The organism is Bradyrhizobium sp. USDA 3240 (genome assembly GCF_054063295.1).
In genome coordinates this window covers 7,006,301-7,030,950 of sequence record NZ_JBSSGD010000002.1, presented here as the reverse complement: position 1 = coordinate 7,030,950, position 24,650 = coordinate 7,006,301, and the positions used below count along the sequence as shown (strand labels likewise).

23 protein-coding genes are annotated in these 24,650 nt (G+C 64.8%); 10 read left to right on the top strand and 13 right to left on the bottom strand.

Features of this window, described 5'->3' with window-relative positions; genetic code table 11:
* Positions 1-3 precede the first annotated feature (3 nt).
* Positions 4-999 carry an ABC transporter substrate-binding protein gene (locus tag ACVIGA_RS33825; protein WP_456669420.1) on the bottom strand — a complete coding sequence of 332 codons (996 nt, stop codon included), beginning with the start codon at positions 997-999 and terminating at the stop codon, positions 4-6.
* 15 nt (positions 1,000-1,014) lie between these two features.
* Here ACVIGA_RS33825 and ACVIGA_RS33820 point away from each other — a divergent pair, with 15 nt between their 5' ends.
* Complete coding sequence (locus ACVIGA_RS33820; protein WP_223968071.1) at positions 1,015-1,176, top strand: hypothetical protein; 162 nt, start codon at positions 1,015-1,017, stop codon at positions 1,174-1,176.
* Here the strand turns inward: ACVIGA_RS33820 and ACVIGA_RS33815 are convergent.
* From ACVIGA_RS33815 to ACVIGA_RS33805, 3 genes are all read right to left on the bottom strand, one after another.
* Positions 1,173-1,982, bottom strand: coding sequence for an ABC transporter permease (locus ACVIGA_RS33815; RefSeq protein WP_456669419.1), 810 nt, complete (start codon positions 1,980-1,982; stop codon positions 1,173-1,175). The two genes, ACVIGA_RS33820 and ACVIGA_RS33815, sit on opposite strands and share 4 nt — an antisense overlap.
* 240 nt (positions 1,983-2,222) lie before the next feature.
* Complete coding sequence (locus ACVIGA_RS33810) at positions 2,223-2,879, bottom strand: TetR/AcrR family transcriptional regulator (RefSeq protein ID WP_223968073.1); 657 nt, start codon at positions 2,877-2,879, stop codon at positions 2,223-2,225.
* Between the two features lie 343 nt (positions 2,880-3,222).
* On the bottom strand, positions 3,223-4,083 hold the full coding sequence (locus ACVIGA_RS33805; RefSeq protein ID WP_456669418.1) for a VOC family protein: 861 nt from the start codon (positions 4,081-4,083) through the stop codon (positions 3,223-3,225).
* A gap of 222 nt (positions 4,084-4,305) precedes the next feature.
* On the opposite strand from ACVIGA_RS33805, the gene ACVIGA_RS33800 reads away from it, so the two are divergent.
* Positions 4,306-5,199, top strand: a complete 894-nt coding sequence (locus tag ACVIGA_RS33800; RefSeq protein WP_223968075.1) for a sugar kinase — start codon at positions 4,306-4,308, stop codon at positions 5,197-5,199.
* A gap of 21 nt (positions 5,200-5,220) precedes the next feature.
* On the top strand, positions 5,221-6,156 hold the full coding sequence (rbsK, locus tag ACVIGA_RS33795; protein WP_456669417.1) for a ribokinase: 936 nt from the start codon (positions 5,221-5,223) through the stop codon (positions 6,154-6,156).
* 116 nt (positions 6,157-6,272) lie between these two features.
* Here rbsK and ACVIGA_RS33790 read toward each other — a convergent pair whose 3' ends face one another.
* Complete coding sequence (locus ACVIGA_RS33790) at positions 6,273-7,496, bottom strand: NAD(P)/FAD-dependent oxidoreductase (protein ID WP_456669416.1); 1,224 nt, start codon at positions 7,494-7,496, stop codon at positions 6,273-6,275.
* 257 nt (positions 7,497-7,753) lie between these two features.
* On the opposite strand from ACVIGA_RS33790, the gene ACVIGA_RS33785 reads away from it, so the two are divergent.
* Complete coding sequence (locus ACVIGA_RS33785) at positions 7,754-8,545, top strand: enoyl-CoA hydratase/isomerase family protein (RefSeq protein WP_456669415.1); 792 nt, start codon at positions 7,754-7,756, stop codon at positions 8,543-8,545.
* A 4-nt stretch (positions 8,546-8,549) separates the two neighbouring features.
* Positions 8,550-9,122, top strand: coding sequence for a histidine phosphatase family protein (locus ACVIGA_RS33780; RefSeq protein ID WP_456669414.1), 573 nt, complete (start codon positions 8,550-8,552; stop codon positions 9,120-9,122).
* On the opposite strand, the gene ACVIGA_RS33775 is transcribed toward ACVIGA_RS33780, so the two are convergent.
* From ACVIGA_RS33775 to ACVIGA_RS33760, 4 genes are all read right to left on the bottom strand, one after another.
* Positions 9,119-10,459 carry a TRAP transporter large permease gene (locus ACVIGA_RS33775; protein WP_456669413.1) on the bottom strand — a complete coding sequence of 447 codons (1,341 nt, stop codon included), beginning with the start codon at positions 10,457-10,459 and terminating at the stop codon, positions 9,119-9,121. The genes ACVIGA_RS33780 and ACVIGA_RS33775 overlap by 4 nt on opposite strands.
* Positions 10,456-11,040 (bottom strand): TRAP transporter small permease, encoded by a 585-nt coding sequence (locus ACVIGA_RS33770; RefSeq protein ID WP_456669412.1) that lies wholly within the window; start codon positions 11,038-11,040, stop codon positions 10,456-10,458. Before ACVIGA_RS33770 ends, ACVIGA_RS33775 begins: the two co-directional genes overlap by 4 nt.
* Before the next feature lie 153 nt (positions 11,041-11,193).
* Entirely contained in the window at positions 11,194-12,195 is a 1,002-nt protein-coding gene (locus ACVIGA_RS33765) for a TRAP transporter substrate-binding protein (RefSeq protein ID WP_456669411.1), read from the bottom strand.
* 153 nt (positions 12,196-12,348) lie between these two features.
* On the bottom strand, positions 12,349-14,052 hold the full coding sequence (locus ACVIGA_RS33760) for an IlvD/Edd family dehydratase (protein WP_456669410.1): 1,704 nt from the start codon (positions 14,050-14,052) through the stop codon (positions 12,349-12,351).
* 172 nt (positions 14,053-14,224) lie between these two features.
* Here ACVIGA_RS33760 and ACVIGA_RS33755 point away from each other — a divergent pair, with 172 nt between their 5' ends.
* Positions 14,225-14,917 carry a GntR family transcriptional regulator gene (locus ACVIGA_RS33755; RefSeq protein WP_456669409.1) on the top strand — a complete coding sequence of 231 codons (693 nt, stop codon included), beginning with the start codon at positions 14,225-14,227 and terminating at the stop codon, positions 14,915-14,917.
* A gap of 35 nt (positions 14,918-14,952) precedes the next feature.
* Entirely contained in the window at positions 14,953-15,522 is a 570-nt protein-coding gene (locus tag ACVIGA_RS33750) for an invasion associated locus B family protein (RefSeq protein ID WP_456669408.1), read from the top strand.
* On the opposite strand, the gene ACVIGA_RS33745 is transcribed toward ACVIGA_RS33750, so the two are convergent.
* Complete coding sequence (locus ACVIGA_RS33745; RefSeq protein WP_456669407.1) at positions 15,523-16,344, bottom strand: NAD-dependent epimerase/dehydratase family protein; 822 nt, start codon at positions 16,342-16,344, stop codon at positions 15,523-15,525.
* 113 nt (positions 16,345-16,457) lie between these two features.
* Here ACVIGA_RS33745 and ACVIGA_RS33740 point away from each other — a divergent pair, with 113 nt between their 5' ends.
* Positions 16,458-17,420, top strand: a complete 963-nt coding sequence (locus tag ACVIGA_RS33740) for an SMP-30/gluconolactonase/LRE family protein (RefSeq protein WP_223968085.1) — start codon at positions 16,458-16,460, stop codon at positions 17,418-17,420.
* Positions 17,421-17,630: 210 nt separating this feature from the next.
* On the opposite strand, the gene ACVIGA_RS33735 is transcribed toward ACVIGA_RS33740, so the two are convergent.
* Entirely contained in the window at positions 17,631-19,064 is a 1,434-nt protein-coding gene (locus ACVIGA_RS33735; protein ID WP_223968086.1) for an aldehyde dehydrogenase family protein, read from the bottom strand.
* Positions 19,065-19,369: 305 nt separating this feature from the next.
* A complete protein-coding gene (locus tag ACVIGA_RS33730) occupies positions 19,370-21,736 on the bottom strand; it encodes a transketolase (protein WP_456669406.1) in 2,367 nt (788 codons plus the stop codon).
* A gap of 131 nt (positions 21,737-21,867) precedes the next feature.
* Here ACVIGA_RS33730 and ACVIGA_RS33725 point away from each other — a divergent pair, with 131 nt between their 5' ends.
* Together ACVIGA_RS33725 and ACVIGA_RS33720 are read left to right on the top strand one after the other, a co-directional pair.
* Positions 21,868-22,329, top strand: coding sequence for an Lrp/AsnC family transcriptional regulator (locus ACVIGA_RS33725; RefSeq protein ID WP_024579268.1), 462 nt, complete (start codon positions 21,868-21,870; stop codon positions 22,327-22,329).
* A gap of 264 nt (positions 22,330-22,593) precedes the next feature.
* Positions 22,594-24,219, top strand: coding sequence for a Spy/CpxP family protein refolding chaperone (locus ACVIGA_RS33720; RefSeq protein WP_456669405.1), 1,626 nt, complete (start codon positions 22,594-22,596; stop codon positions 24,217-24,219).
* 71 nt (positions 24,220-24,290) lie between these two features.
* Here the strand turns inward: ACVIGA_RS33720 and ACVIGA_RS33715 are convergent, their stop codons facing one another.
* Positions 24,291-24,599 carry a hypothetical protein gene (locus ACVIGA_RS33715; protein ID WP_456669404.1) on the bottom strand — a complete coding sequence of 103 codons (309 nt, stop codon included), beginning with the start codon at positions 24,597-24,599 and terminating at the stop codon, positions 24,291-24,293.
* Positions 24,600-24,650: the final 51 nt, after the last annotated feature.

Sequence of the window (24,650 nt, the reverse complement as noted above, 5' to 3'; positions counted from 1 at the left end):
GGCTTACGAGTCACCCTTCGGCAGATAGTCGTTGGTGTAGAACGCCTTCGGATTGGCCTTCGCCTTGGCGTCGAGGCCGCCATACTCGACCATCAGATTGACCGACTCGGTCATGTTCTGGTCGGTGACCTGAAACGGCCGCTTGGTCCTGGTCTCCGGTGTGCGATAGAGCGGGATCGTCAGCTCGAAGCCCTGCGTCAGCGTGTCGATCTTGCCGCCCTTCGGGTTGGCGTCGAGGATCGACTGCGCTGCGGCCCTCGGGTCCTTCTCGGCGGCTTCCACCGCCTTTGTCGTCGCCGACATGAAGCGGCGGACCAGGTCGGCATTGGCCTTCACATAGTCGGAGTTCGCGATGATGCCGGACGACACCATGTTGATGCCGTAGTCGGCGAACTTGATCGGATAGACGTCCTTAGCCGTGGCGTCCTTGATCTTCATCGACTGGTCCATGACGTAGCCGAGCAGCAGGTCAGCCTGACCGTTGATGACGGCGTTCAGCTTGGTCTGGCCGTCGCCGGCAACGGTCTGGAAGTCGCTTTCCTTCAGGCCGGTCTTCTTCAGGAACAGCGGCCAGATCTGCGTCATCGAATCCGCCGGCGTGATCGCGACCGTCTTGCCCTTGATGTCCTCCGGCTTCCTGATGTTCTTGTCGACGAAGCCCATCGCCGACATCGGGCTGGTCTGCAGCAGCACGCCGGTGGCGATCACCGGCGCACCCTTCACCGCGGCACGCATCATCGTCGGCACGTCGACATAGCCGAAATCGGCGGTCTTGGCCGCCACCGCCTGCGTGGTCGCGGCCGAGCCGCGGCCTTCCTGGATCTCGAGGTCGATGCCCTCAGCGGCATAGATGCCCTTGGCCTTGCCGTAATAGAACGGCGCGTGCTCGCCATAGACGTACCAGTTCAGCATCAGCACGACCTTGTCGGCCGCGGACGCCGGCGCCACCGCAAGCGCGGTCCAGGCCAGTGCGGCAATAACGGCAGTGAGCAATCGCATCAGATAATCCTCCCGTTGTTCTTTTTCGTCATTGCGAGCCACCCGGTCGGCGCGAAGCGCCGCCGGATGACAGGCTCCGCGAAGCAATCCATCGTGCAGCAAGTGGAGAAATGGATTGCTTCGTCGCTATCGCTGCTCGCAATGACGCTTGCTGTTGTTTCTGTGCACAAATCCTAGGATGCGAAGATGATGTCGTCGCGCTGGCTGACGTGCCAGGGGATCACCAGCCGCTCGATGCGGTCGACGATCCAGAACAGGATGACGCCGAGCAGCGCCAGGATCACCAGCGCCGCGAACATCGTCGGCAGGTCGAAGGTGCCGATCGAGCGCTGCATCACATAGCCGATGCCGGAATTGGAGCCGACGAACTCGCCGACCACGGCGCCGACCACGGCGAGCGTCACCGAGACCTTGAGGCCGGAGAAGATCGCGGGCATCGCGTGCGGCAGGTTGACCGCGCAGAACACATTGAAGCGACTGCCCTGCATCGCGCGCGCGAGGTCAACCATGTCGGGATCGACCGACTTGAAGCCCTGCACCGCCGAGACCACCACGGGGAAGAAGCCGAGCAGGAATGCGGAGATCACCTTGGGGATGATGCCGAAGCCGAACCACACCACGAACAGCGGCGCGATCGCGATCTTCGGCACCGATTGCGAGAACACCAGCAGCGGATAGACGTAGCTCTCGACCGTCCTCGAGCCCGCGATCAGCATCGCTGTGGGAATGCCGAACAGCGCCGAGAGCAGGAAACCGCAGATCGTCGCATAGGTGGTCGGCCAGGACTGCCGCAGCAACTCCGGCCAGTCGCTCCACAGCACCGCGACGACGTCGCCGGGCGACGGGATCTGATAGGCCGGGATGCGGAACAGGCGGATCGCGAGGTCCCACGCCACCACGATGACCACCAGGAACAGGAACGGGCGCACCCACGCCGCGTTCAGCACCTTCGACACGCCCGAAGGGCTCTTTGCCTCCGCCACGTCACGCTCCCTTGCCGTCTCTGTGTTCGTGCAGAAATTAACCCGTTGGATAAATACTGTCCAGCCCTCGCACACAGCAAAATCGCGCCGTAGCACGCGACTTTCGTCAGGCGCGATTTTTTTTGGATTTGAGGTTCGCCGCAGCCCGGATGAGCACAGCGATATCAGGGAAAATCCGTCCGCGCGGATGGTCTGTTCCGGATGTCGCTTCGCGCATCCGGGCTACGCGGCCACTGGCGTTCACACCACCCGGTGTTCCGCCGCGCGCAGCGGCGGCATCGCGTTGCCAAACGCGGCGGTGGACTTGCCGGTCAGCGCCGCCAGCACCAGCGCGGTCATGTGCTCGAGGCGCTCGTCGCGGGCGTCCTTCTTGAGCAGGTCGCGGCCGAAGATCACGCTCAGCGTGGCGCTGTTGGAGAGATAGAAGAACGCGAGCCCCGCGATCGAGATATAGAGCTGCACCGGATCGACCGCGTCGCGGAAGTCGCCGCTCTCGACCCCGCGCGTCACCACGGTGCGGATCATCTCGACAAAGGGCGAGTGCATCGACTTGACCTTGGTCGAGCGCTTCAGGTGCTTTGCCTTGGCGAGGTTTTCCGTGTTCAGCAACGCCAGGAACTCGGGGTTGCGCAGAAAATAGTTCCAGGTGAAGGCGATCAGGCGCCCGATCGCCTCGGGCGGGTCGAGATGCTCGAGATCGAGCGTGCGCTCCTCGGCGCGGATCTTCTCGTAGGCGCCCTCAAGCACCTCGAGATAGAGATCCTCCTTGTTGCCGACATGGTAGTACAGCATGCGCTTGTTGGCGTCGGCATTGGCCGCGATGCGGTCGACGCGCGCGCCGGCGAGGCCATGGGCGGCGAATTCCTGCTTGGCCGCCTCGAGAATCCGCAGCCGCATCCCCTGAGGGTCGCGCTGCCATCTCTGTATCCGCTTTGCTTTCGCCAAATCGATCGCCCGTGATGCTGAACTGTCGAATGTAGCATGACGCGCGGCGTTTGAGAACGAATGTTGTCGTGACCGCCATGCGGGAATATTTTTCGCAAGTGCGGCGGCTTTCGTCATTCCCCGGTGCGCAATTGCGCACCTGAGGGCGTGCGCAGCACGAACCCGGAATCCATCGACCCGCATGTACCGGTGATGAATGGATTCCGGGTTCTCGCTTCGCGAGCCCCGGAATGACGAATAAAACTCAATTACCCGGGGTGCACGCTGTCGGGACGACGCGCGGATGCAACGCGGCCTAGTCTGGCTTTCCCTGTGAGGGCTGCACCAGAAGCGTCGGCACGCCGCACGTGCCGTTGCGCACCGTCATCACGCGCGTGCCGGGCTTGCGGCCGGTGCGAACCTCGGAGACGTCGACGCCGGCGGCAACCAGCCGCGCACGTGTGGCATCGGCGTCGGCGACGCGCCAGCAGATGCCGCGCAGCCGGTCCGGCGCGTCCGTCTCCGCCTTGACGTTTTCCTTGGCCGGCCGGTGCGTGACCTCGACCACGAGGTCGCCGCAGCGGAAGAACATCAGCCGGCCCCATTCGGGATGTGACCGGTCGAGCGCCATGTCGAGCCCGAGCCGCGCACCATAGAGTGCCGCCGCGCGCTCCGGGTCGGCGGTCGAGACCACCACATGATCCATCGCGGTGATCGAGGCCGGCGTGGTGCGCACCGATAGCGGCCGCTCCTGCTCGCGCTCCAGGAAGAACATGCGCACGCCGCGCGTCGCATCGGTCGCCGCGCGCGTCCGCTTCCACGCCAGCGTGGCGCCGCTGATCTCGTCGCGGCTCTCGACCTCGGCGACGGGCTCGGGCTTCAGGGTCAGCCGGTCGAGCTTGCGGTGTGTCCTGGCGATATCGCTGGTGCGGAAGCAGAGGCTCGCGAGCCCCTCGCCTTGCGTGACGAGCGCACTGCGGACGCGCTGGGCTGCCTCGTCGTCGCCGCGCGGCGCCATCAATTCCAGCGTCGTGTTGTCGAGCGTGAACAGCACACGGTCGGCGCCGTCGCCGCTGTTGCGCCAGGCCGGCGCCCGCGCGAACAGCGTCTCATAGGCGGCGCTGGCGGCAGCAATGTCGCCGGTGAGGACGACGACATGATCGAGACCGGTAATCATGGCATTGGCCTCCTCGAATCTGCCGTCATTGTGCTTCTCCTTACGAATCCCGGAACCGCGGCCTGCCGCCGGCCGTTATGCCGCATACCAGAACGGGGCGGCACATCCATCATCTCTACCTGTAAACCAAGCAGGGTTGCGAATAATTTCAGCGATATCGGCCGATCAGCGGTGCTAGTCTGATCGTCGGCCGGGACCACACCAAGCGATCACGGGAAGCGAATGCAGGCGCTCTTCATTGGACAGACCTATATCGACGTCACCTTCATCACGGATCACATGCCAGTCGGCGACGAGAAGCACGTTGCAGACGCCTATGCGGTGTCGTTCGGCGGCAACGCGGTGACCGCGGCGTTCTGCTGCGCCAAGCTCGGCGTCGAGCCTGACCTGATCGCCACGATGGCCAATGACTGGCTGGGACGGATGTTCTGGGACATGGCCGACAGGTACGGCATCTCGTTCCATCCGCGCAAGGTGAACTCCTCCTCGCTGTCCTTCATCATGCCCAACGACGGCAAACGCGCCATCGTCCGCTGCCGCGACGACCAGCACATCCACCCCTTTCCGCTGCTCAACATCAAGGGTTGCCGCGCCCTGCACATCGACGGCCACCAGCCGGACGCCGCGATCCATTACGCAAAGCTCTGCCGTGAAGACGGCATCCTGACCTCGCTCGACGGCGGCGGCCTGCGCACCAACACCCACGAGCTGCTCGCATTCATCGACGTCGCGATCGTCGCCGAACGGCTGTGCGAGCAGATGGACAAGACGCCGGAGCAGATGCTCGATTATCTCAAGAGCCGCGGCTGCCGGGTCGGCGGCATCACCATGGGTGAGCGCGGCCTGCTCTGGTACGACGAGGCGGGCACGGTGCAAACGCTGCCGGCATTTCCGATTCCACGCAAGCGCGTGATCGACACCAACGGCGCCGGCGACGTCTTCCATGGCGCTTACATCTATTCCTATCTCGCCAATCCCGGCAAAGCCTGGCATGACCACTTTGAGTTTGCGCGCGCGGCGTCGACCTACAAGATCCAGAAGCTCGGCAACGAAGCCGGCCTGCCGACGCTCGCGGACATCGCCGCGGTCAAGCAGGAGTTCGGCGCCGCGGTGTGACGGGACGGAGTGGGGTAAGGCATGAGGCGCGTCTTCGTCGCCGGCAGCATCAATATGGACGTGGTGGCGACCGCCGAGCGCCATCCGCGGATCGGCGAAACCGTCGCGGGCGAGGCCGTGCTGTATTTTCCCGGCGGCAAGGGCGCCAACCAGGCGGTGGCGGCGGCCAAGCAGGGCGTGCCGACCACGCTGGTCGGCCGGCTCGGCACTGACGCGTTCGGCATGGAGCTTCGCGCCTTCCTTGCCGCGCAAGGCGTCGATCTCAGCTTTGTCAAGGACACCGGCGGTACCCATTCGGGCACGGCGATCATCACGCTTGCCAATGCCGACAACACAATCGTCGTCGTGCCGGGCGCCAACGGGCTGGTCGATGCCGATGATGTCGCAGCACCCGTGCTTGCCAGGGGTGACGTCGCGGTCAGCCAGTTCGAGATCCCGCTGCCGACGATCGCCGCATTCTTCAGCCGCGCCCGCGCCGCCGGCGCCACCACGATCCTCAATCCGGCACCGGCGAAACAGGCCGACAAGGCGCTGCTCGATCTCGTCGATGTCCTGATCCTCAACGAGACCGAGCTCGGCCTGCTGACGGGAGCAGAGCTGCGCGACAGCGATGATCCCTCCCGCTTCGCCGAGGCGGCACGGAGCCTGGGGCGTGGCAAGACGATCTGCGTCACGCTCGGCAGGCGCGGCGTGCTGGCGCTGGTCGAGGACCAGCCGCTGCTCGTGCCCGGACGCGAGGTCAAGGCCGTCGACACCACAGGCGCCGGCGATTGCTTCGTCGGTGCCCTCGCCTCGCAGCTCGCCATCGGCAAGCCGCTCGGCGACGCGCTAGCCTACGCCAACATTGCCGCCTCGATTTGCGTGCAACGGATGGGGGCCGCGCCGTCGATGCCGACGGCGCAGGAGGTGACCGCTATTCTCTCCCCGAGTCGTCCCGGCGAAGGCCGGGACCCATAACCACAAATCTCAAATGTTGTGCGGCGCTGGAACGACGGTCCCGTTCACAACATAGGCCGCGGAGTATCGATCCCGGCTCCGTGCGCAATCGCGCACTCGGCCGGGACGACGCTTGCTTACATTTGTGCCAGCGCGCTCTTCAAATCGAAGCTCGCATCCGCCGCCTGTTCCGGCGTGATCGAACCGCCCGCGCCGAGCAGCCGGCGGCCGAACATGTGATCGCCGGCACGGTTGACCGACTCGATGCCGAGCAACTTGTTGCCGCGGTAGCAGAACGCCGAGAACGCCCCCTGCGCGCGGTCGCCGCGCACCACGACGCGGTCGTAGCCGGTCGTGAGACCCGCCATCTGCAGCTTGTCGGGGCCCTGGTCGCTCCAGAACCACGGCAGGCCGTCATAGACCTCGGTCTTGCCGGTCAGCCGCGACGCCACGCAGCGCGCATGGTCGGTCGCATTCTGCACCGACTCGAGCCGCAGCGATCCGCCGAAGCGCTTGCTGGTGTAGAGCGCGCAATCGCCGATCGCGGAGATATTCGGATCGGCGGTCGAGAGATGCTCGTCGACGATGATGCCCGATGCGACCGGCAGGCCGGCCTCCGCAGCGAGCTCGACATTCGGCAGCACGCCGACGCCGACCACGACGAGATCGGCCGGGATGTGCGTCCCATTGCTCAGGCTGACGCCCGTGACCTTGGCGCCATCGGCCTCGATCGCCGTGACCTGCACCCCGAGGTGGATCCGGACGCCGGCCGCGCCGTGGCGCGACTGCGAGAACTCGGAAATCTCCGCGGTCACCGCGCGCGCCATCACGCGCGAGGCGAGCTCGACCACGTCGACCTCGAGGCCCTTGGCCCGCGCGGTGGCCGCGAATTCGAGCCCGATGAAGCCGGCGCCGATCACCACAACGCGCATGCCGGGTGCGAGCAGATCGCGCAGCGCCTGGCTCTCGTCGAGGATGCGCAGGTAGCGCACGGCGTCGAGCTTTGCGTTGGGAATATCGAGCAGCCGGTTCCGCGCGCCGGTCGCGAACACCAGGTGGCCGTAGTCGAGCGACGCGCCGGAGGCCAGCGCCACCTTCCGCGCATGGCGGTCGACCGCATGGGCGCGATCGGTGATCAGCTCGATCTTGTTGTCCTGGTAGAACTTGTCGGGCCGGAACATCAGGGTCTCGGGCCCGCCGGTCCCCTTCAGATAGGCCTTCGACAAAGGCGGCCGCTGGTACGGCAAATGACCTTCGTCATTGAGCAGGGCGATAGGCTCGGCAAAGCCGGCCTGGCGCAACGACGCCGCGAGCTGGAAGCCGGCATGTCCGGCGCCGACGATGATGACCGAGCCTGTCATCGGAACAACCCAAATACGCGCGAGCAGGAGTGACCCATCCCGTTTCCTCTTGTCGATGTTAGCTTGCGTGCCCCGTCACCACAGCGCTCGTGTCTGCGTACCGAAGGCGCGCGCTATTTGGCCCCATGGCTCGCGCCGATGCAAGGGGTCTCCGGCAAATCTGGGCACCCGAAAGCCGCCTCCGGACCCCTGCCGGATTGCCACAGCTGCCGCCAAGGCCTTAAATGTCCGGAAATAACAAGCCCAAGGTCTTCAAAATGCCAGCACCCGCCTCTGCCAACGACCCTGCCCTGCTCCGCATCGACGGCGCCATCGCGACCATCACGCTGAACCGGCCAGCCGCGTTCAACGCGATCGACATGACGATCGCCAAAAAACTCGAACAGCTCGGCGCCGAGGTCGAAGCCAACAAGGACGTCCGCGTGCTGGTCATCGAGGGCGAAGGCCGCGCCTTCTGCGCCGGCGGCGATCTGCAAACCATCGGTGCTGCGACCGAAGCCAACAACATCGCGCCCGTGGTCGGCGAGATGCTGCATCACTACCATGCCTTCATCGAGACGGTTCGGCGGATGCCGAAGATTGTACTGTCCAGCGTGCACGGGTCGGCGGCCGGCGCCGGCATGGGCCTCGCCTTCGTGACCGACCTGTGCATCGCCGCGGAGGATGCCCGCTTCACGCCCGCCTATGCCAAGATCGGCGTATCGCCCGACGGCGGCAGCACGGTCGGCATCGTCGGCACGGTCGGGACCCGCCGCGCGCTGCAGATTTTCCTGGCCGAGGACGGCTTCACCGCGCAGCAGGCCTATGAATGGGGGCTGGTTGTCAAGACCGTCCCCGCGGCCGAGCTGAAGGCCGCCACCCGGCAGCTCGCCGAGCGCCTGGCGAAAAATCCGCCCGCCGCGATCGCCGGGACCAAGTCGCTGGTCTATCAGGCAGCCACCACGCCGACCAAGCAGCAGCTTGATGCCGAGCAACACAAGATCATCACGTCGATGCATACCGAGGATTTCCGCGTGGCGGTGAAGAAGTTCACCAGCAAGTCGAAGTGATCGCGTGGCGCTTCCTTCGCGCTCGTTCCTGTGCCTCCGGCACGGGACCACCGACTGGAACAAGCAAGGCCGCTTTCAGGGCCTGACCGACAATGCCCTGAACGAGGCCGGCATCGCGCAAGCGCGCGTCGCCGGCCAGCGGCTTGCGGGCGTTGCGATGGCCGCGATCGTCGCAAGCCCGCTGCGCCGCGCCGTCCAGACGGCGGAGGTCGTGGCGGCAACGCTGGGCAAAGAGGTGAACATCGATGCCGGCATCATCGAGTGCGATTTCGGAAGCCTCGAGGGCCAGTCGATCCGTGAGACGATGCAACAGCATGGCATCACCGCGATGGATGACATCACCTCGGTCCTTCCTGCGGATGGCGAACCATGGCCCGCGGTGTCCGAACGCGCGCTGCGTTGCGTAGCGACGTGGCAGGATCGGCATCCGGCCGCCGACATCCTGTTCGTCTGCCACGATGGCGTGATGCAAGCGGTAGCGCAGGTGCTGTGCGGAGGCTTCTTCGAGAACCGTCATGGGACGCCGTTCCGCTATGCACGGAACGGCGATGGCTGGAAGGTGGAGCAGATCGATTAGTTCGGGCAGATGTATCCGGTGCCGCCGGGCGCCTTGAAGCAGCCGACCGATTCCGGGATCACCTGCTTGGGCAGCCACAGCACGACCTTCGGAAAATAGATCGTGAAGCAGATCGTGACCAGGAAAACGACGTAGATCGGCAGCGCCGCCCGCAGTGCCTTTGCGAAGCTGACGCCGACGAATTTCGAGGCCATCAGCAGCACGAGCCCGTAGGGCGGCGTGATCAGGCCGAACGCGAGCGTCGCGATCAGCACGACGCCCATATGCACGCCGTTGATGTCGCCGGCCTGGGTCAGCGCGTTCACCAGCGGCATGAAGATGATGATGGTCGGCACCGGCTCGATGAAGTCGCCGACCACGGTGAACAGCAGCACCATCAAGAGCATGATGAGGTGCGGATCGTTGCCGGCGATCGAGGTGATCCAGTCGGCGATGTAGATGGCGCCGCGCAGATAGGCCAACATCCAGCCGAAAGCGTTCGCAGCCCCGATCGTGATCAGCGGCAGCGAGAAGATCAGGCCGGCGAGGCAAAAATCATACGGGATCTTCTTCAGGTGCCCGCGGTTCAGCGCCGGGATCACGACGAGGATGATATAGGCCACTGCGACCACGCCGGCCTCGGTCGGCGTGAACCAGCCGGTCAGGATGCCGCCGAGCAGGATCACCGGGATCATCAGCGGCAGCGCGGCGTCGCCGGCAGCGAATGCGATCTGGCGCAGCGGCGCGCGCGGCTTGCGCAGGCCTGACGGACCGAAAAAATAGCAATAGATCATCAGCCCGAAGCCGATCATCAACCCGGGCACGACGCCGGCCATGAACAGGCCGGCGATCGAGACATTGCCGACCGCGCCATAGACCACGGCGGTGATGCTCGGCGGCACCAGCGCCGCGATGGTCGAAGCCGAGGCGATGATCGCGGCGATGAAGGCCGGCTCATAGCCCTCGCGCCGCATTGGCCCGCCGAGCGCACGGCTCATCACGGCGACGTCGGCTGTGGTCGAACCCGACATTTCCGAGAAGAACATGCTGAACACGACGACGACCTGTGATAGCCCGCCCCTGATGTGCCCGACCAGCGAGACCGACAGGTTGGCAATGCGGACCACGACATTCGCCGAGCTCATGAGCTCGCCGACCAGCAGGAAGAACGGGATCGCAAGCAGCGCCTCGGAATCGACGCCGTCAAATATTTTCTGAATGATCGCGGCAAGCGAGACGTCCGACAGCATTGCGCCGACGAACACGCCGGCCATCAGCGAGAACGGCACGGGCACGCCGAGATAACCGAAGAACAGGAAGCAGGACGACATCAGCACCAGCACGACCGGTGCGCTCACGGCTGCACTCCCGTGGTCGCGCTGCTGTTGATCGCGGGAATCGCAAGATCCTCGTCCGGCGGCTCCGGATGATCAAAGCCGTTACGGATGCCGTTGACGAGCTGCTCGACCGTGAACAGGCCGATCAGGATGCCGGACAGCGGGATCACCGCATAGAGCGAGGCGATCGGCGTGCCGGACGGCAGCCGGAAACTACCGAAGCCGCGGAGGTAATTTTGATAACCGTACCAGACCAGGCAAAAGGCGACGCCCAGCACCACCAGTCGGATGACGATCTCGACGACCAGCCGCGACCGGCCGTGCATCGCCTCCGAGAGCGCGGTGAGATAGAGATGATCGTTGCGCCTGGTCGCGACCGCAGCGCCAATGAAGATCGCGTAGATGAACAGCGTCGAGGTCACCTCCTGCAGCCAGAGCCAGGGATGACCGATGGTGCGGGTGACGATGTCGGCGGTGACCGAGAGCGAGAAGCCGAAGCACAACAGGCCGCACAGCATCATCAGGATCAGCTCGAGCCGGTCCAGCGCCCGCCATTTCAGGTGCCGCTGCCGTTGCAGCACCAGTCTGTCGGCGATGGCCATCGAATGCTCCGTCCTCGTAGGTCGTCCCGGCGAAGGCCGGGACCCATAACCACCGGCGCCTGTTGCTTTGAGAAAGAACGGCGGCCTGGCGCTTCAATGGACGGGCCGCGGCGTATGGGTCCCGGCTTTCGCCGGGACGACGCATGAAGTGGGCTAGTTAACCGCGCGGATCAGGTTCTTGATCTTCTCCGCATGCGGGCCGAGTTCCTTGGCGAGCTTGTCGAGATAGGGATCGGCGATCGCGGTAAAACTCTTCTTGTCCACGTCATCGACCACCTTGACGCCGAACGACTTCAGCTTGGTCAGCGCATTCCGCTCGAGCTCGAAGGCCTTCTGCGGCTCCTTGGCGCTGACCTCGTTGGCGGCCGCCTGCACCCATTGCTTCTGCTCGGCGGACAGGCTCTGCCACAGCTTGTCGGAGACGAACAGCAGCGCATTGTTGGCCTCGTGCTCGGTGATCGACAGCACCGGCGCGACCTCATAGTGCTTGTTGACGAGATAGACGTTGATGCTGTTCTCGGCGGCGTCGACCACGCCGGTTTGCAGCGAGGTGTAGACGCTGCCGAACGGCATATGAACCGTCTGCGCGCCATAGGCCGGGAACATGGTGTCCTCGGTCGCGGTCGCCTGCACCCGGACCTTCACGCCCTTGAGGTCGCCGACGTTGTGGATTTCCTTCTTGCTGTAGATGTGGCGGACGCCCTGCGAACCGGTGCCGATCACATGCAGGCCCTGCGCAGTCTCGTCGATCATCGTCCGGATGGCGTCGAACACCTGCGGGTCCGCCAGCGCCTTGATCACATGGGCGTCGTTGCGGAACAGGAAGTGCAGCGACATCACGCCGGCCTGCGGCGAGATCGTCGCCGTGTTGGCGGAGGAGACGATCGCGAACTCGATATCGCCTGATTTCACGAGCTGCAGCAGCTGCGGCTCCTGGCCGAGTTGCGCGCCGGGATATTGGTCGACGATCATCGTCCCCTTGCTCAATTCCTTGAGCTTCTCGGCGAACAGATCGCCGGCGACCGAATAGCCGGTGTTGCGCGGCTGGTCATAGGCGAAGCGGAAGTGCTTGACCTCCTGCGCGCCGGCGCGCGCCGTCAGCAGCAGCGCTGCCGCGGCCATGGCGATCCCGACGATCCTGGCTGAATAGCCCATCGCGACGTTCCCCCTGTTTTTGATTGACGCGATCATCCCACCAGTCCCGCGGGATTGTCAATAAAACAGAAGGAATTAGACGACTGCAGGCGTTCTCGTGCACTGCATCGCCGGAATTATCGACAATTCGGTAATTTCGTCGAAAGACGCGTGCTACTTCCCCTTGGCACGCATGAAGTCGAAATCGCAGCCCTCGTCCGCCTGCAGGATCGTCTCGTTGAAGAGATGCGCGTAGCCGCGCCTGGCCCAGTCCGGCGTGCCGGCAGGGGTCAGCGCGGCGCGACGCTTCTGCAACTCGGCTTCGTCGACCAAGAGATCGATGCTGCGCTTGGCAACATCGAGCCGGATCATGTCGCCGTTGCGCACCAGGCCGAGCGGACCGCCGACGGCGGACTCCGGCGTGATGTGCAGCACGATGGTGCCGAACGCCGTGCCGCTCATCCGCGCATCGGAGATACGGACCATGTCCTTCACGCCGGTGCGCGCGAGCTTCTTCGGGATCGGCAGGTAACCCGCCTCCGGCATGCCCGGGGCGCCCTTGGGGCCGGCGTTGCGCAGCACCAGCACGTCGTCGGCGGTCACATCGAGCGCGGGATCGTCGACCCGCAGCGTCATGTCCTCGACCGACTCGAACACCACGGCACGGCCGGTGTGCTGCAAGAGCTTTGGGCTCGCCGCCGACTGCTTGATGACGGCACCGCGCGGCGCGAGATTGCCGTGCAGGATCGCCATCGCGCCTTCGGACTTGATCGGGTTCGCCTTGGAGCGGATCGCGTCCTGTCCCGGGACGTCCTCCGCGCCGGCCACAACCTCACGCAGGGTCTGACCGGTGATGGTCCTGGCATCGAGGTCGATGAGATCGCCGAGCTGGGCCATCAGCTTCGGCACACCGCCGGCGTGATGGAAATGCTCCATGTAATGCTCACCTGAGGGCTTGAGGTCGACCAGCACCGGAACCTCGCGGCCGAGCCTGTCGAAAGCCTCCAGATCGATCCTGTAAGGCGAACGGTTGGCAATCGCCGTGAGGTGAATGAGCCCGTTGGTCGAACCGCCGATCGCCTGCATCACGACCTGGGCGTTACGGAACGACGACGGTGTCAGGATCTCGCTCGGCTTCGGTCCCTTGGTCTTCGCCATCTCGGCGGCGACGCGGCCGCTGGCCTCCGCGGAGCGGAAGCGTTCGGCATGCGGCGCCGGGATCGTCGCGCTCATCGGCAGCGACAGGCCGAGCGCCTCGGTGATGCAGGCCATGGTGGAAGCCGTGCCCATCACCATGCAGGTGCCGACCGACGGCGCGAGGCGGCCGTTCACCGCCTCGATCTCGACATCGTCGATCTCGCCGGCGCGATACTTACCCCATAGCCGGCGGCAGTCGGTGCAGGCGCCGAGCACCTCGCCCTTGTGATGGCCGACCACCATCGGGCCGACCGGGATCACAACCGTCGGCAGATCGGCGCTGATGGCGGCCATGAGCTGCGCCGGCAGGGTCTTGTCGCAGCCGCCGATCACGATCACCGAATCCATCGGCTGGGCGCGGATCATCTCCTCGGTATCCATCGCCATCAGGTTGCGCAGGTACATCGAGGTCGGATGCGCAAAGCTCTCGGCGATCGAGATGGTCGGGAACACGAACGGCATCGCGCCCGACAGCATCACGCCACGCTTCACCGCCTCGATGATCTGCGGCACGTTGCCGTGGCAGGGATTGTAGTCGCTGTAGGTGTTGGTGATGCCGACGATCGGGCGATTGAGCGCATCATCCGAATAGCCCATCGCCTTGATGAACGCCTTGCGCAGGAACAGCGAGAAGCCGGCGTCACCATAGCTGGTCAGTCCCTTGCGAAGTCCGTCGGCCATTTTCTTCTCTTCCCGTGGTTGTTCGGCCGCACTTAAGGAGCGGCGAGAATTATTGTCAATATGAGATAATCTGGCGGTAGAGCGCGGCTGGTCTGCGGCAAAATCGCCCCCATTATTGACAATAGCCATGGCGTCATGCTGACCTCCGATATCGACCCGAAGCCGAGCGCGCATGACAGCCGAACCCATCTTGCCCGAACTCCAGGCCCCCTCGCGGGAGGAGGAGCAGGCGGAAGTGATCCGCCGGCTGGAGGAGGACATCATCTTCGGCCGCTTCGCGCCCGGCCTGCGGCTGGTCGAGGATACCCTGATGCAGCGCTACGGCGCGAGCCGGCATTTCGTGCGCCAGGCGCTATTCCAGCTCGAACACCAAGGCATCGTACTGCGCGAGAAGAATGTCGGCGCCACGGTGCGGTTCTATTCCGCCGAAGAGGTGCGGCAGATCTACGAGGTGCGCGAGATGCTCACGCGCCAGGCCGCGCTAATGATCACCCTCCCCGCGCCGGACAGCCTGATCGACCAATTGAGCGAGCTGCAACGGCATTACTGTATCAAGGCCGACGCGCAAGACATGCGCGGAATCCATGAGACCAACGATGCGTTCCACCTCGCGCTGTTCTCCGCCTGCGGGAATCCCTACCTGGTGCGCTCGCTGCAGGACTACATGAACCTGACGCTGCCGATGCGCGCCAAGAACCTCGCCGACAGCGAGGGTCTTGCGCTGTCGCGCCGCCAGCACGAATTGATGATCGAGCTCCTGAAAGGCCGTGACAGCTGGGCGCTGGCGCAGCTCTGCGTCGATCACATGCAGTACAGCAAGGCGGATTATCTCGTCCGCATCTCCAACGACAAAAAGCCGCAATAGCGCGATACGCGGCCTTCCTCGCGAAGGAGACGGCGATGCGTTACGTGGCTTTGTTGATGGGATCGTTCGCCGTGCAGCTCGCACTCGGTGGAATTGCCGACGCGGCCGATCCGCGCGCGACCGAGCTCACCTATGAGCCCTGGACCAAGACCTGCCTGACCGAAGCGAGCTGCTTCGTCGCCGCCGCAGCGCGCGGCCAGTGCGCGCCGTCGGGCGGCACCATCAGCGTCTCGCCACAGAGCAGCACGCGCGCGCTGCTCACCGCCAATGTCGCCACGCGGACCATGCTGGAAGGCACGATCAGCCTCCGCATCGATCAGGACGAGCCGATGCAGGTCGCCAGGACGCACTGCTACACGCTCGGCTGCGGCGGCACGCTGGAGGCCAATGGCGAGCTGATCGAGCGGCTGAAGCACGCGCAAGCGATCGTGGTGGAAGCGAAGAACCTGACCGGGCAGAAGATCAGCCTCAACTTCCCGCTTGCGCATTTTTCCCAGACCTATGACGGGCCCGGAAGCGCGCCCAAGGCATCCGGGCAAAGCTCGAGCGAGGCGCAACGGGAGCACACCGAAGCGGTGAAGCAGCTGCCGCAGTGCGACGACTGATCACTTCTTCCAGTCGATCACCCTCGTCCTGTCGCCATCGAACTCCGTGCTGCAGAACGTGCCGCCCTGGTAATAATCGCCGATGGGATCGGGCGGCAGCTTGGCCTGCTCGGCCATCGCGTGCTCTCGGAAGTCTTCGCCACGGCCACTCGGACGATAGCCGAGATCGTAGGCGCGGTGATTGTCCCACCACGAGCGCTCGTTGTAGGACGCGCCGTACAGCACCTCGAAATGAATGTCGGGATGTTCGAGCCCGATGCGGCAGAGCTGAACCAGATCCTCGGGCTTGAGCCAGATCGAGAGCCTGCGGTGGTCGAGCGGCGCCTCGCCGAAATTGCCGATCCGGATGCAGGTCACCTTGATGCCGTGCTTGTCGGCATAGAGCGCGCCGACGCCCTCGCCGAACACCTTGCTCACCCCGTAACGACTGTCCGGCCGCGCGGTAACGTCGGTGCCGATACGGTGATGGCGCGGATAGAAGCCGACCGCGTGATTGGATGAGGCGAAGATCACGCGCTTGACGCCCTTCTTGCGCGCCGCCTCGAACAGATTGTAGCCGCCGATGATGTTGGCCTGCAGGATCGCATCCCAGGAACCTTCGACCGAATAGCCGCCGAAATGCAGGATGCCGTCGACGCCCTCGCAGATCGCCTCGACCTCAGCGAGGTCGGCGAGATCGGCCGCCTTGAATTTCTCGTTGCTGCCGAGATCGGCGGGCGGCTTGATGTCGCTCAGCAAGAGATCCGGATAGATCGGCGGCAGCAGCTTGCGCAGGCTCGTGCCGATCCCCCCCGATGCGCCGGTCATCAATATGCGTGGCATGCCGTCCCTCGTCTTTCCTGTTTGCTGCAGTCGAATTGCGGTCGCAGGCCGACAATGATAGCAAACCATGCGCTCAAGGAAACACCATCGAAACACAACAACGAGAACAGCAAATGTCCGATGTTCATTCCGCCGGCTGGCGTCCCGCGACCTGTTATCCCGATCCCGCGATCCACGCGCTCGACCCGCGCTTCGAGAAATACTGGCTAAAACTCTCCGCCGTTGAGCGCATCGCCACCGGCCTGCGCTGGGCCGAAGGTCCGGTGTGGTTCGGCGACGGCCGCTATCTGTTGTGCAGCGACATCCCGAACCAGCGCATCCTCAAATGGGAGGAAGAGACCGGCGCGGTCAGCATCTTCCGCAAGCCGTCGAACTTCGCCAACGGCAACACCCGCGACCGTCTGGGCCGGCTGATCACCTGCGAGCATGGCGGTCGCCGTGTGGTGCGCACCGAATATGACGGATCGATTACGGTGCTGATCGATTCCTTCGGCGGCAAGCGGCTGAACTCGCCGAACGACGTCGTGGTGAAATCCGACGGCGCGATCTGGTTCACCGATCCGATCTTCGGCCTGCTCGGCAATTACGAGGGCTACAAGGCCGATCCGGAGATCGAGCCCAACGTCTACCGGCTCGATCCCGAAACCGGCAAGGCCAGCATCGTCGCCGAGGGCGTGCTCGGCCCGAACGGGTTGTGCTTCTCGCCGGACGAGAAGATCCTCTACGTCGTGGAATCCCGCGGCGAGCCGAACCGCAAGATCCTGGCCTATGACGTCTCCGCCGACGGCAAGACGATTTCCAACAAGCGCGTGTTCATCGACGCCGGCCCCGGCACGCCCGACGGCATGCGCTGCGACATCGACGGCAATCTGTGGTGCGGCTGGGGCATGGGCGACCCCGAGCTCGACGGCGTCGTGGTGTTCGCGCCCGACGGCGTCATGATCGGCCGCATCGCGCTGCCGGAGCGCTGCGCCAACCTCTGCTTCGGCGGACTGAAGCGCAACCGCCTGTTCATGGCGGCGAGCCAGTCGATCTATGCGCTCTACGTCAACACCCAAGGCGCGCTCGGGGGCTAAACGGAACGTCATTGCGAGGAGCGAAGCGACGAAGCAATCCATCTTTCCGCGCGTGAGGAAAGATGGATTGCTTCGCTTCGCTCGCAATGACGAAGAACCTGCGGTCGTAATCGTCGCTAGACTCGAACTCTCAAAACCTTGCATCCCCAAATGTCTGACGCCGGAGCAGTTACCTGCCCCGGCGCCAAATGTTGACTCTCGTGGCTCGGCTTACGCGGCGTTGTAGCCAGCGACGGCCTTGGCCTCGAGATATTCTTCCAGACCGTAACGACCCCACTCGCGGCCGTTGCCGGACTGCTTGTAGCCGCCGAACGGCGCGGAGCGCTCGTTCGGCACGCCCTGCAGGTTGACGTTGCCGGCGCGGATCTGGCGGCCGACGCGGCGCGCGGTTTCCACGGTGTCGGCCGAGACGTAACCGGCGAGACCATAGGGTGTGTCGTTGGCGATCTTCACCGCCTCAGCCTCGTCCTTGGCGCCGAGGATGGTCAGCACCGGTCCGAAGATTTCCTCGCGGGCGATCGTCATGTCGTTGGTGACGTCGGCGAAGATGGTCGGGCGGACATAGAAGCCCTTGTTGACGCCCTCGGGCAGGCCCGGGCCACCGGCGACGAGCGTTGCGCCCTCGTCGATGCCCTTCTGGATCAGCGCCTGGATCTTGTCCCACTGGCCGCGGTTGACCACGGGACCGATCGTGGTGCCGTCGGCGCGCGGATCACCGGCCTTGGTCTTGTCGGCGACGCCCTTCGCGATCGCGGCCACTTCCTTCATCTTGGAGAGCGGCACGATCATGCGCGACGGCGCGTTGCAGGACTGGCCCGAGTTGTTGAACATGTGCATCACGCCGCCGGTCACCGCCTTGGCGAGGTCGGCACCCTCGAGGATCACGTTCGGCGACTTGCCGCCGAGTTCCTGGCTGACGCGCTTCACGGTCGGCGCCGCACGCTTGGCGACATCGACGCCGGCGCGGGTCGAACCGGTGAACGAGATCATGTCGATGTCCGGATGCTCGCTCATCGCAGCACCCACCTCCGGGCCGAGGCCGTTGAGGAGGTTGAACACGCCCTTCGGCACGCCGGCTTCATGGAGGATTTCCGCGAAGATCAGCGCCGAGGTCGGGGTGAACTCCGACGGCTTCAGGATCATGGTGCAGCCGGCGGCGAGCGCGGGCGCGACCTTGCAGGCGATCTGGTTGAGTGGCCAGTTCCAGGGGGTGATCATGCCGATCACGCCGACCGGCTCGCGCACGATCACGGCGGTGCCCATGGTCTCCTCGAACTCGTACTTCTTGAGCACTTCGAGGGTGTTCATGAGATGGCCGAGGCCGGCGCCGGCCTGCAGCTTTTCGGCCATCGGCAGCGGGGCGCCCATCTCGTCGGAGACGGCCGCGCCGATCTCCTTCATGCGGCCCTTGTAGACCTCGACGACCTTGGTGAGCAGCGCGACGCGTTCCTCACGGCTGGTCTGGGAATAGGTCTCGAACGCGCGCTTGGCGGCGGCGACTGCCTTGTCGACATCGGCTTTGGAGCCGAGCGCAATCTCATACATCGCTTCTTCAGTCGCCGGATTGACGACGGGGGTAGACTTGCCTTTGACGACCGGATCGACCCAGGCGCCATCGATGTAGAATTGCATACGATTGACCATCGGAAACCTCTTGTAGGGGGCGTATGGATAAGGGGAACGGAAAGCGTTCGGCAGGCATCCTTGCACGAAAGCAGGGCGAATTGAACCCGCCATATGCGGGGCGCGGCTCGTGCACGCCCACGGCATATAATGTCGCTGCCGCACCGGTGGCAAGGTTGGCTTCGTCGCCCCGGCGAAGGCCGGGGCCCATAACCACCGACGGCAATCGGTAATGGGTCCTGTTAGAACGAGCCGCGCTTACTTGCTACCACTTGTGGTTTTGGATCCCGGCCTGCGCCGGGATGACGATGAGGAGAGGTCCCTCGTCACACCGCCATCTTGCGATGCCGCACCGGCGCGCCGATCGACACGCTTTCCGCCGCGTCGATGATGGCGTTGGCGTCGATGCCATAGTGCCGGTAGAGGTCGCCGATCGTCCCGGTCTGGCCGAAATGCTCGACGCCGAGCGCCTCGACCCGGTGGCCGCGCACGCTGCCGAGCCAGCCGAGCGAGGCCGGATGGCCGTCGATCACGGTCACGATGCCGCAGTCGCGGCCGAGCGGCGCCAGCATGCGCTCGATATGACTCAAATGCTGCGCGCCGCGGCGGTCGCGGCGTAAATTCCGTGCGGCGGACCAACCGGCGTAGAGCCGGTCGGCCGAGGTTACCGCCAGGAGACCGACATCGCGGTGGCTCTCGCCGATCAGGCCGACCGCCTCGATCGCCTCCGGCGCGACGGTGCCGGTATACGCAACAACGATGTCGCAGTTCGGGCCCGGCTTGCGCATCCAATAGGCGCCATCGGTGATGTCGCGCTGCAGGTCCGGCGTCATGATCCGCTGCGGTTGCTCCAGCGTCCGGGTCGAGAGTCGCAAGTAAACCGAACCTCCCTCAGCACCCTCGCGCTGCATGTGGCCGAAGCCCCAGCCCATGATCACGGCAAGTTCATCGACGAAGGCCGGATCGAACGAGGCGAGCCCGTCTTGTCCCATCCCGATCAAGGGCGTCTTGATCGACTGATGCGCGCCGCCTTCCGGCGCCAGCGAAATGCCCGACGGCGTCGCGGCCACCATGAAGCGGGCATCCTGGTAGCAGGCGTAGTTCAGCGCATCGAGGCCGCGCTCGATGAAGGGGTCGTACAGCGTGCCGACCGGCAGCAGCCGCGCGCCGTTGATCTGTTGCGACAGGCCGAGCGCCGAGAGCATGATGAACAGATTCATCTCGGCGATGCCGAGCTCGAGGTGCTGGCCCTTCGGCGAATATTCCCAGGTGTAGGCGGACGGGATCTTCTCCTGCCGGAACAGGTCGTGGTTCTCCGCCTTGGCGAACAGGCCGCGGCGATTGACCCAGGCGCCGAGGTTGGTCGACACCGTGACGTCCGGCGAAACGGTGACGATGCGTGACGCAAGCTCGCTGTCGCCGCGCGCGAGCTCATGCAGCACGAGGCCGAAGCCCTGCTGCGTCGACATCTGCGCGGAGGCCTTGAAGGCCAGTCGCTCCGGCACGTCGATTGCGGGCGCCGAGAGCCGGCGGCGTCCTTCGCGGTTGAACGGCGCGGCGGCGAGGTAAGCCTCGAGCTTCGCGGGCTCTTGCGACAGGCCTTCGAACTTGTCCCACTCGTGGCCGGTGCGGATGTTCTGCGCGGCGCGCCACTTCTCCATCTGCGCCACGGTCATCAGGCCGGCGTGGTTGTCCTTGTGGCCCTGCATCGGCAGGCCAACGCCCTTGATGGTGTAGGCGATGAAGCACACCGGCCGATCATGATCGATCGCCTCGAAGGCCTCGATCATGCTCGCCATGTCGTGGCCGCCGAGGTTCGACATCAGCGCCAGCAACTCGTCGTCGCTGCGGCGCTCGATCAGCGCCGACACGTCGCCCTGGTCGCCGATATCGTCGCGCAGATGCTTGCGGAACGCAGCCCCGCCCTGGAAGCAGAGCGCCGCGTACATCTGGTTCGGGCAATTGTCGATCCAGCGCCGCAACGCCTCGCCGCCGGGCTCGGCAAACGCCTCGAGCATCAGCTTGCCGTATTTCACGATCACCACGTCCCAGCCGAAATTGCGGAACATGGTTTCGAACTTGGCCCACAGCCCCTCGCGCACCACCGCGTCGAGCGACTGCCTGTTGTAGTCGACCACCCACCAGGTGTTGCGCAGACCGTGCTTCCAGCCCTCGAGCAGCGCCTCGAAAATGTTGCCCTCGTCCATCTCGGCGTCGCCGACCAGCGCGATCATGCGCCCTTCGGCTCGGTCCTGCATCCAGCCATGCGCCTTGACGTAGTCCTGCACCAGCGAGGCGAACAGCGTCTGCGCCACGCCGAGCCCGACCGAGCCGGTGGAGAAATCGACGTCGTCGACATCCTTTGTGCGCGACGGATAGGACTGCGCGCCCTTGTAGCCGCGGAAGTTCTCCAGCTTGTCGCGGGTCTGGTGGCCGAACAGATACTGGATCGCATGGAACACCGGGCTCGCATGCGGCTTCACCGCGACGCGGTCCTGCGGACGCAGCACCGAGAAATACAGCGCCGACATGATGTTGGCGAGCGAGGCCGACGAGGCCTGATGGCCCCCGACTTTCAGCCCGTCGGCAGATGGCCGCACATGGTTGGCGTGGTGGATGGTCCACGACGACAGCCACAGCACCTTGCGGGCCAGGGCTGTGAGCATGTCGAGGCGTTCAGGCGCGATTCCCATGGCAATACTCCGGGCGAATATGTCGGATGTTACTGCCGCGGCGACCGCCGAAAATCTCAATTCCGCGCGACAGCACAGGAAAAATTGGGATAAATTCCCACGATCCGGCCCTCACCTGCGAGTTCATCCCAATGCCTGCCCTCGACGCCATCGACCGCAAGATCCTGAGTCTGCTCCAGACCGACAGCCGCATGACCATGCAGGAACTCGCCGACAAGGTCGGGCTGTCGGTGTCGCCCTGCCACCGCCGGGTCAAGCTGCTCGAGGAGCGCGGCGTGATCTCTCGCTACATCGCGACCGTCGACCAGAAATCGCTCGGGCTGCACGTCTCGGTCTTCATCTCGATCAAGCTCGCGCGCCAGAAGGAGGAAGACCTCAACCGCTTCGCGCGCGCGATCTCGAAATGGGATGAGGTGCTCGAGTGCTATCTGATGACCGGCAACCGCGACTATCTGCTGCGCGTCGTCGCCGCCGACCTCTCCTCCTATGAAGCGTTCCTGAAGAACAAGCTGACCCGGCTCGACGGCATCGCCTCGATCGAGTCGAGCTTTGCGCTGAGCCAGGTGAAGTATTCGACGGCATTGCCGGTGTGAGGGCGTTGGTTGGTAACTCCAATCGGGCCAACACCACCGCGTCGTCCTGGCGAAAGCCAGGCCCCATAACCACCGAATTTGGTTGTGAAGGGAAACTGGCCCTAGCGTCATGCAACGACGAACAATTGGGGTAATGGGTCCTGGCCTTCGCCAGGACGACGATGCTGCAAATTAAATCGTCGCGACCGGATCGCCCGCGGGAACCCGGCGGCGGCGTTCGATGTTGATGTCAGGCATCACTGACTATCCGAAGGGTGAGGACAGATGCTGAGGGCTGCCCGCTGCAAACATACCGTGCTGGCGCTCGCCGCGATCCTCGCAGTCGCGGCATCGGCCGCGCTGTTCGCGGGCAGCGCCTATGCCGCTCGCGGTGGCGGCGGTGGCCACGGTGGTGGAGGTCATGGCGGTGGCGGCTTTCATGGTGGTGGGGGCGGATTTCATGGCGGCGGAGGCGGCTTCCACGGTGGCGGTTTCCACGGCGGTGGATTTCATGCCAGCGGCGCGCGTGGCGGCGGCTTTCACACCATCCATCCCGCTGCAAGGGGAGGCATGAGGCTCAGCGGTGGCTCCGGCGCGCGTCATAATCAATTCCGGCCCGCCGCTCATGCCGCGCGCGTCGCGCCGAGCCTAGCCGCCGGCCGTCATGCCGCCTCGCCCGCCGCGATGCGCCACAATGCGAACGCTGTCGGCCACTCGTTGGCCTCGCATCAGATCCGCACCGCGATGCAGAGACCGGGCGGTTTGCGGAATCCGATGGCGCGCGCCGCGATCATGACGGCCGCCGCCAGGGCGGCTTGGGGATATCACAACCGCAATGGCGGCTGGTGGTGGCGCCATCCGCATGGCGGGTTCGGCTGGGTCGGTCCGGTATTCTGGCCCTATGCCTATTACGATCTCTATGACTATGCCTGGTGGGGCGATGACTACGACCCATACTTCTGGGACTATGGCTATGGCGACATCTATACCGGTCTGTTCGGCCCGTACGATTACAATGCCCTGAGCGGCTATGCCGATTACCTGCCGAGCCGCGGCAGCTCGCGACAGCCGACCGCGTCCAACAGCGACCGCGCGGCTGCGACGACGACGCTCGCCGACATGTGCGGCAGCGACAGGAGCGACATCGCGGGCTTCCCGATCGAGCAATTCCGCAGCGCCATTCAGCCCAATGCGGAGCAGAGCGCAGCGCTCGACGAACTCGCCAGCGCCTCGCAGAAGGCGTCGGAGACCATTCTCAATTCATGTCCCAGGGACGTGCCGCTGACCGCGCCGAGCCGCCTCGTCGCGATGCAGCAGCGCCTCCAGGCCATGCGCGACGCGGTCGGCATTCTTCAGCCGGCGCTGCAGAAGTTCTACGGGCTGCTCAGCGACGACCAGAAAGCCAAGGTGACGGCGCTGGCAGCGGATCAGCGCCGCACCAGGCGTGAGGCGACGGCGGACAACGGAAACTGCAATACGGCGCAGCCCGCGACCATCGTTTGGCCGGGCGAGGTCATCGAACGCGACGTCAAGCCGACCGACGCGCAGCGGGCGAGCCTCGATGCCTTGCGCGATGCGGCGACAAAAGCCGAGGACACCCTGAAATCGTCCTGCCCGCCCACCGACGCACGCACGCCGCCGGCACGCCTTGCCGCGGCCGAAGCCAGATTGGATTCGATGCTGCAGGCGATCGGCACGGTGCGTCCGGCGCTGGACAGCTTCTACAGCGCGCTCAGCGACGAGCAGAAGGCCGCGTTCGACGCTGTTGGCCCCGAGCGGGACGGCGGCAGGATCGCCAACGCCGCAATGACCGCCGCAGGCGGCGACGAGCCGGCGCGAGGTCATCATCGCCGCCATCACCGTCATGGCCCGAACATCGGCGGCATGATCTTCCGGATGATCGGCTTGTAGGACTTGCCATCGCCTCGCGCGTATGGCGGTGACACCACCCGCGATATCCCAGCGGGGCAACCAGCCGGAGGCTACGGCGCAATCCACATGCCAACCACGATGATGGCCAGTGCAACGGCAATCACCAGCATGTCGGTCGTGAGCCAATCAGGCATTCCATTCGATGGCTGCTCGCTCATGTCCGCGACTCCTTCTGTTCGCGCCGAGCCAGTATGCTGAAGCGAAGCAGCGCAAACGAGGATGAACTGGATCACATAAGGGCGCGACAAGCGGTCGCTGCGAATTTCATGCATCCGCGCGCCCTCAAGTTGCAGCACGCGATTGATCTGCCGCGCAGGTTTCTGAACATGTTCGACAACACCGGTGGCGACGGCAAACACAATAGCACGTCGTCGCGTAGCGCGTAGGGTAGGTTTAGCCGAAAGCGTAAC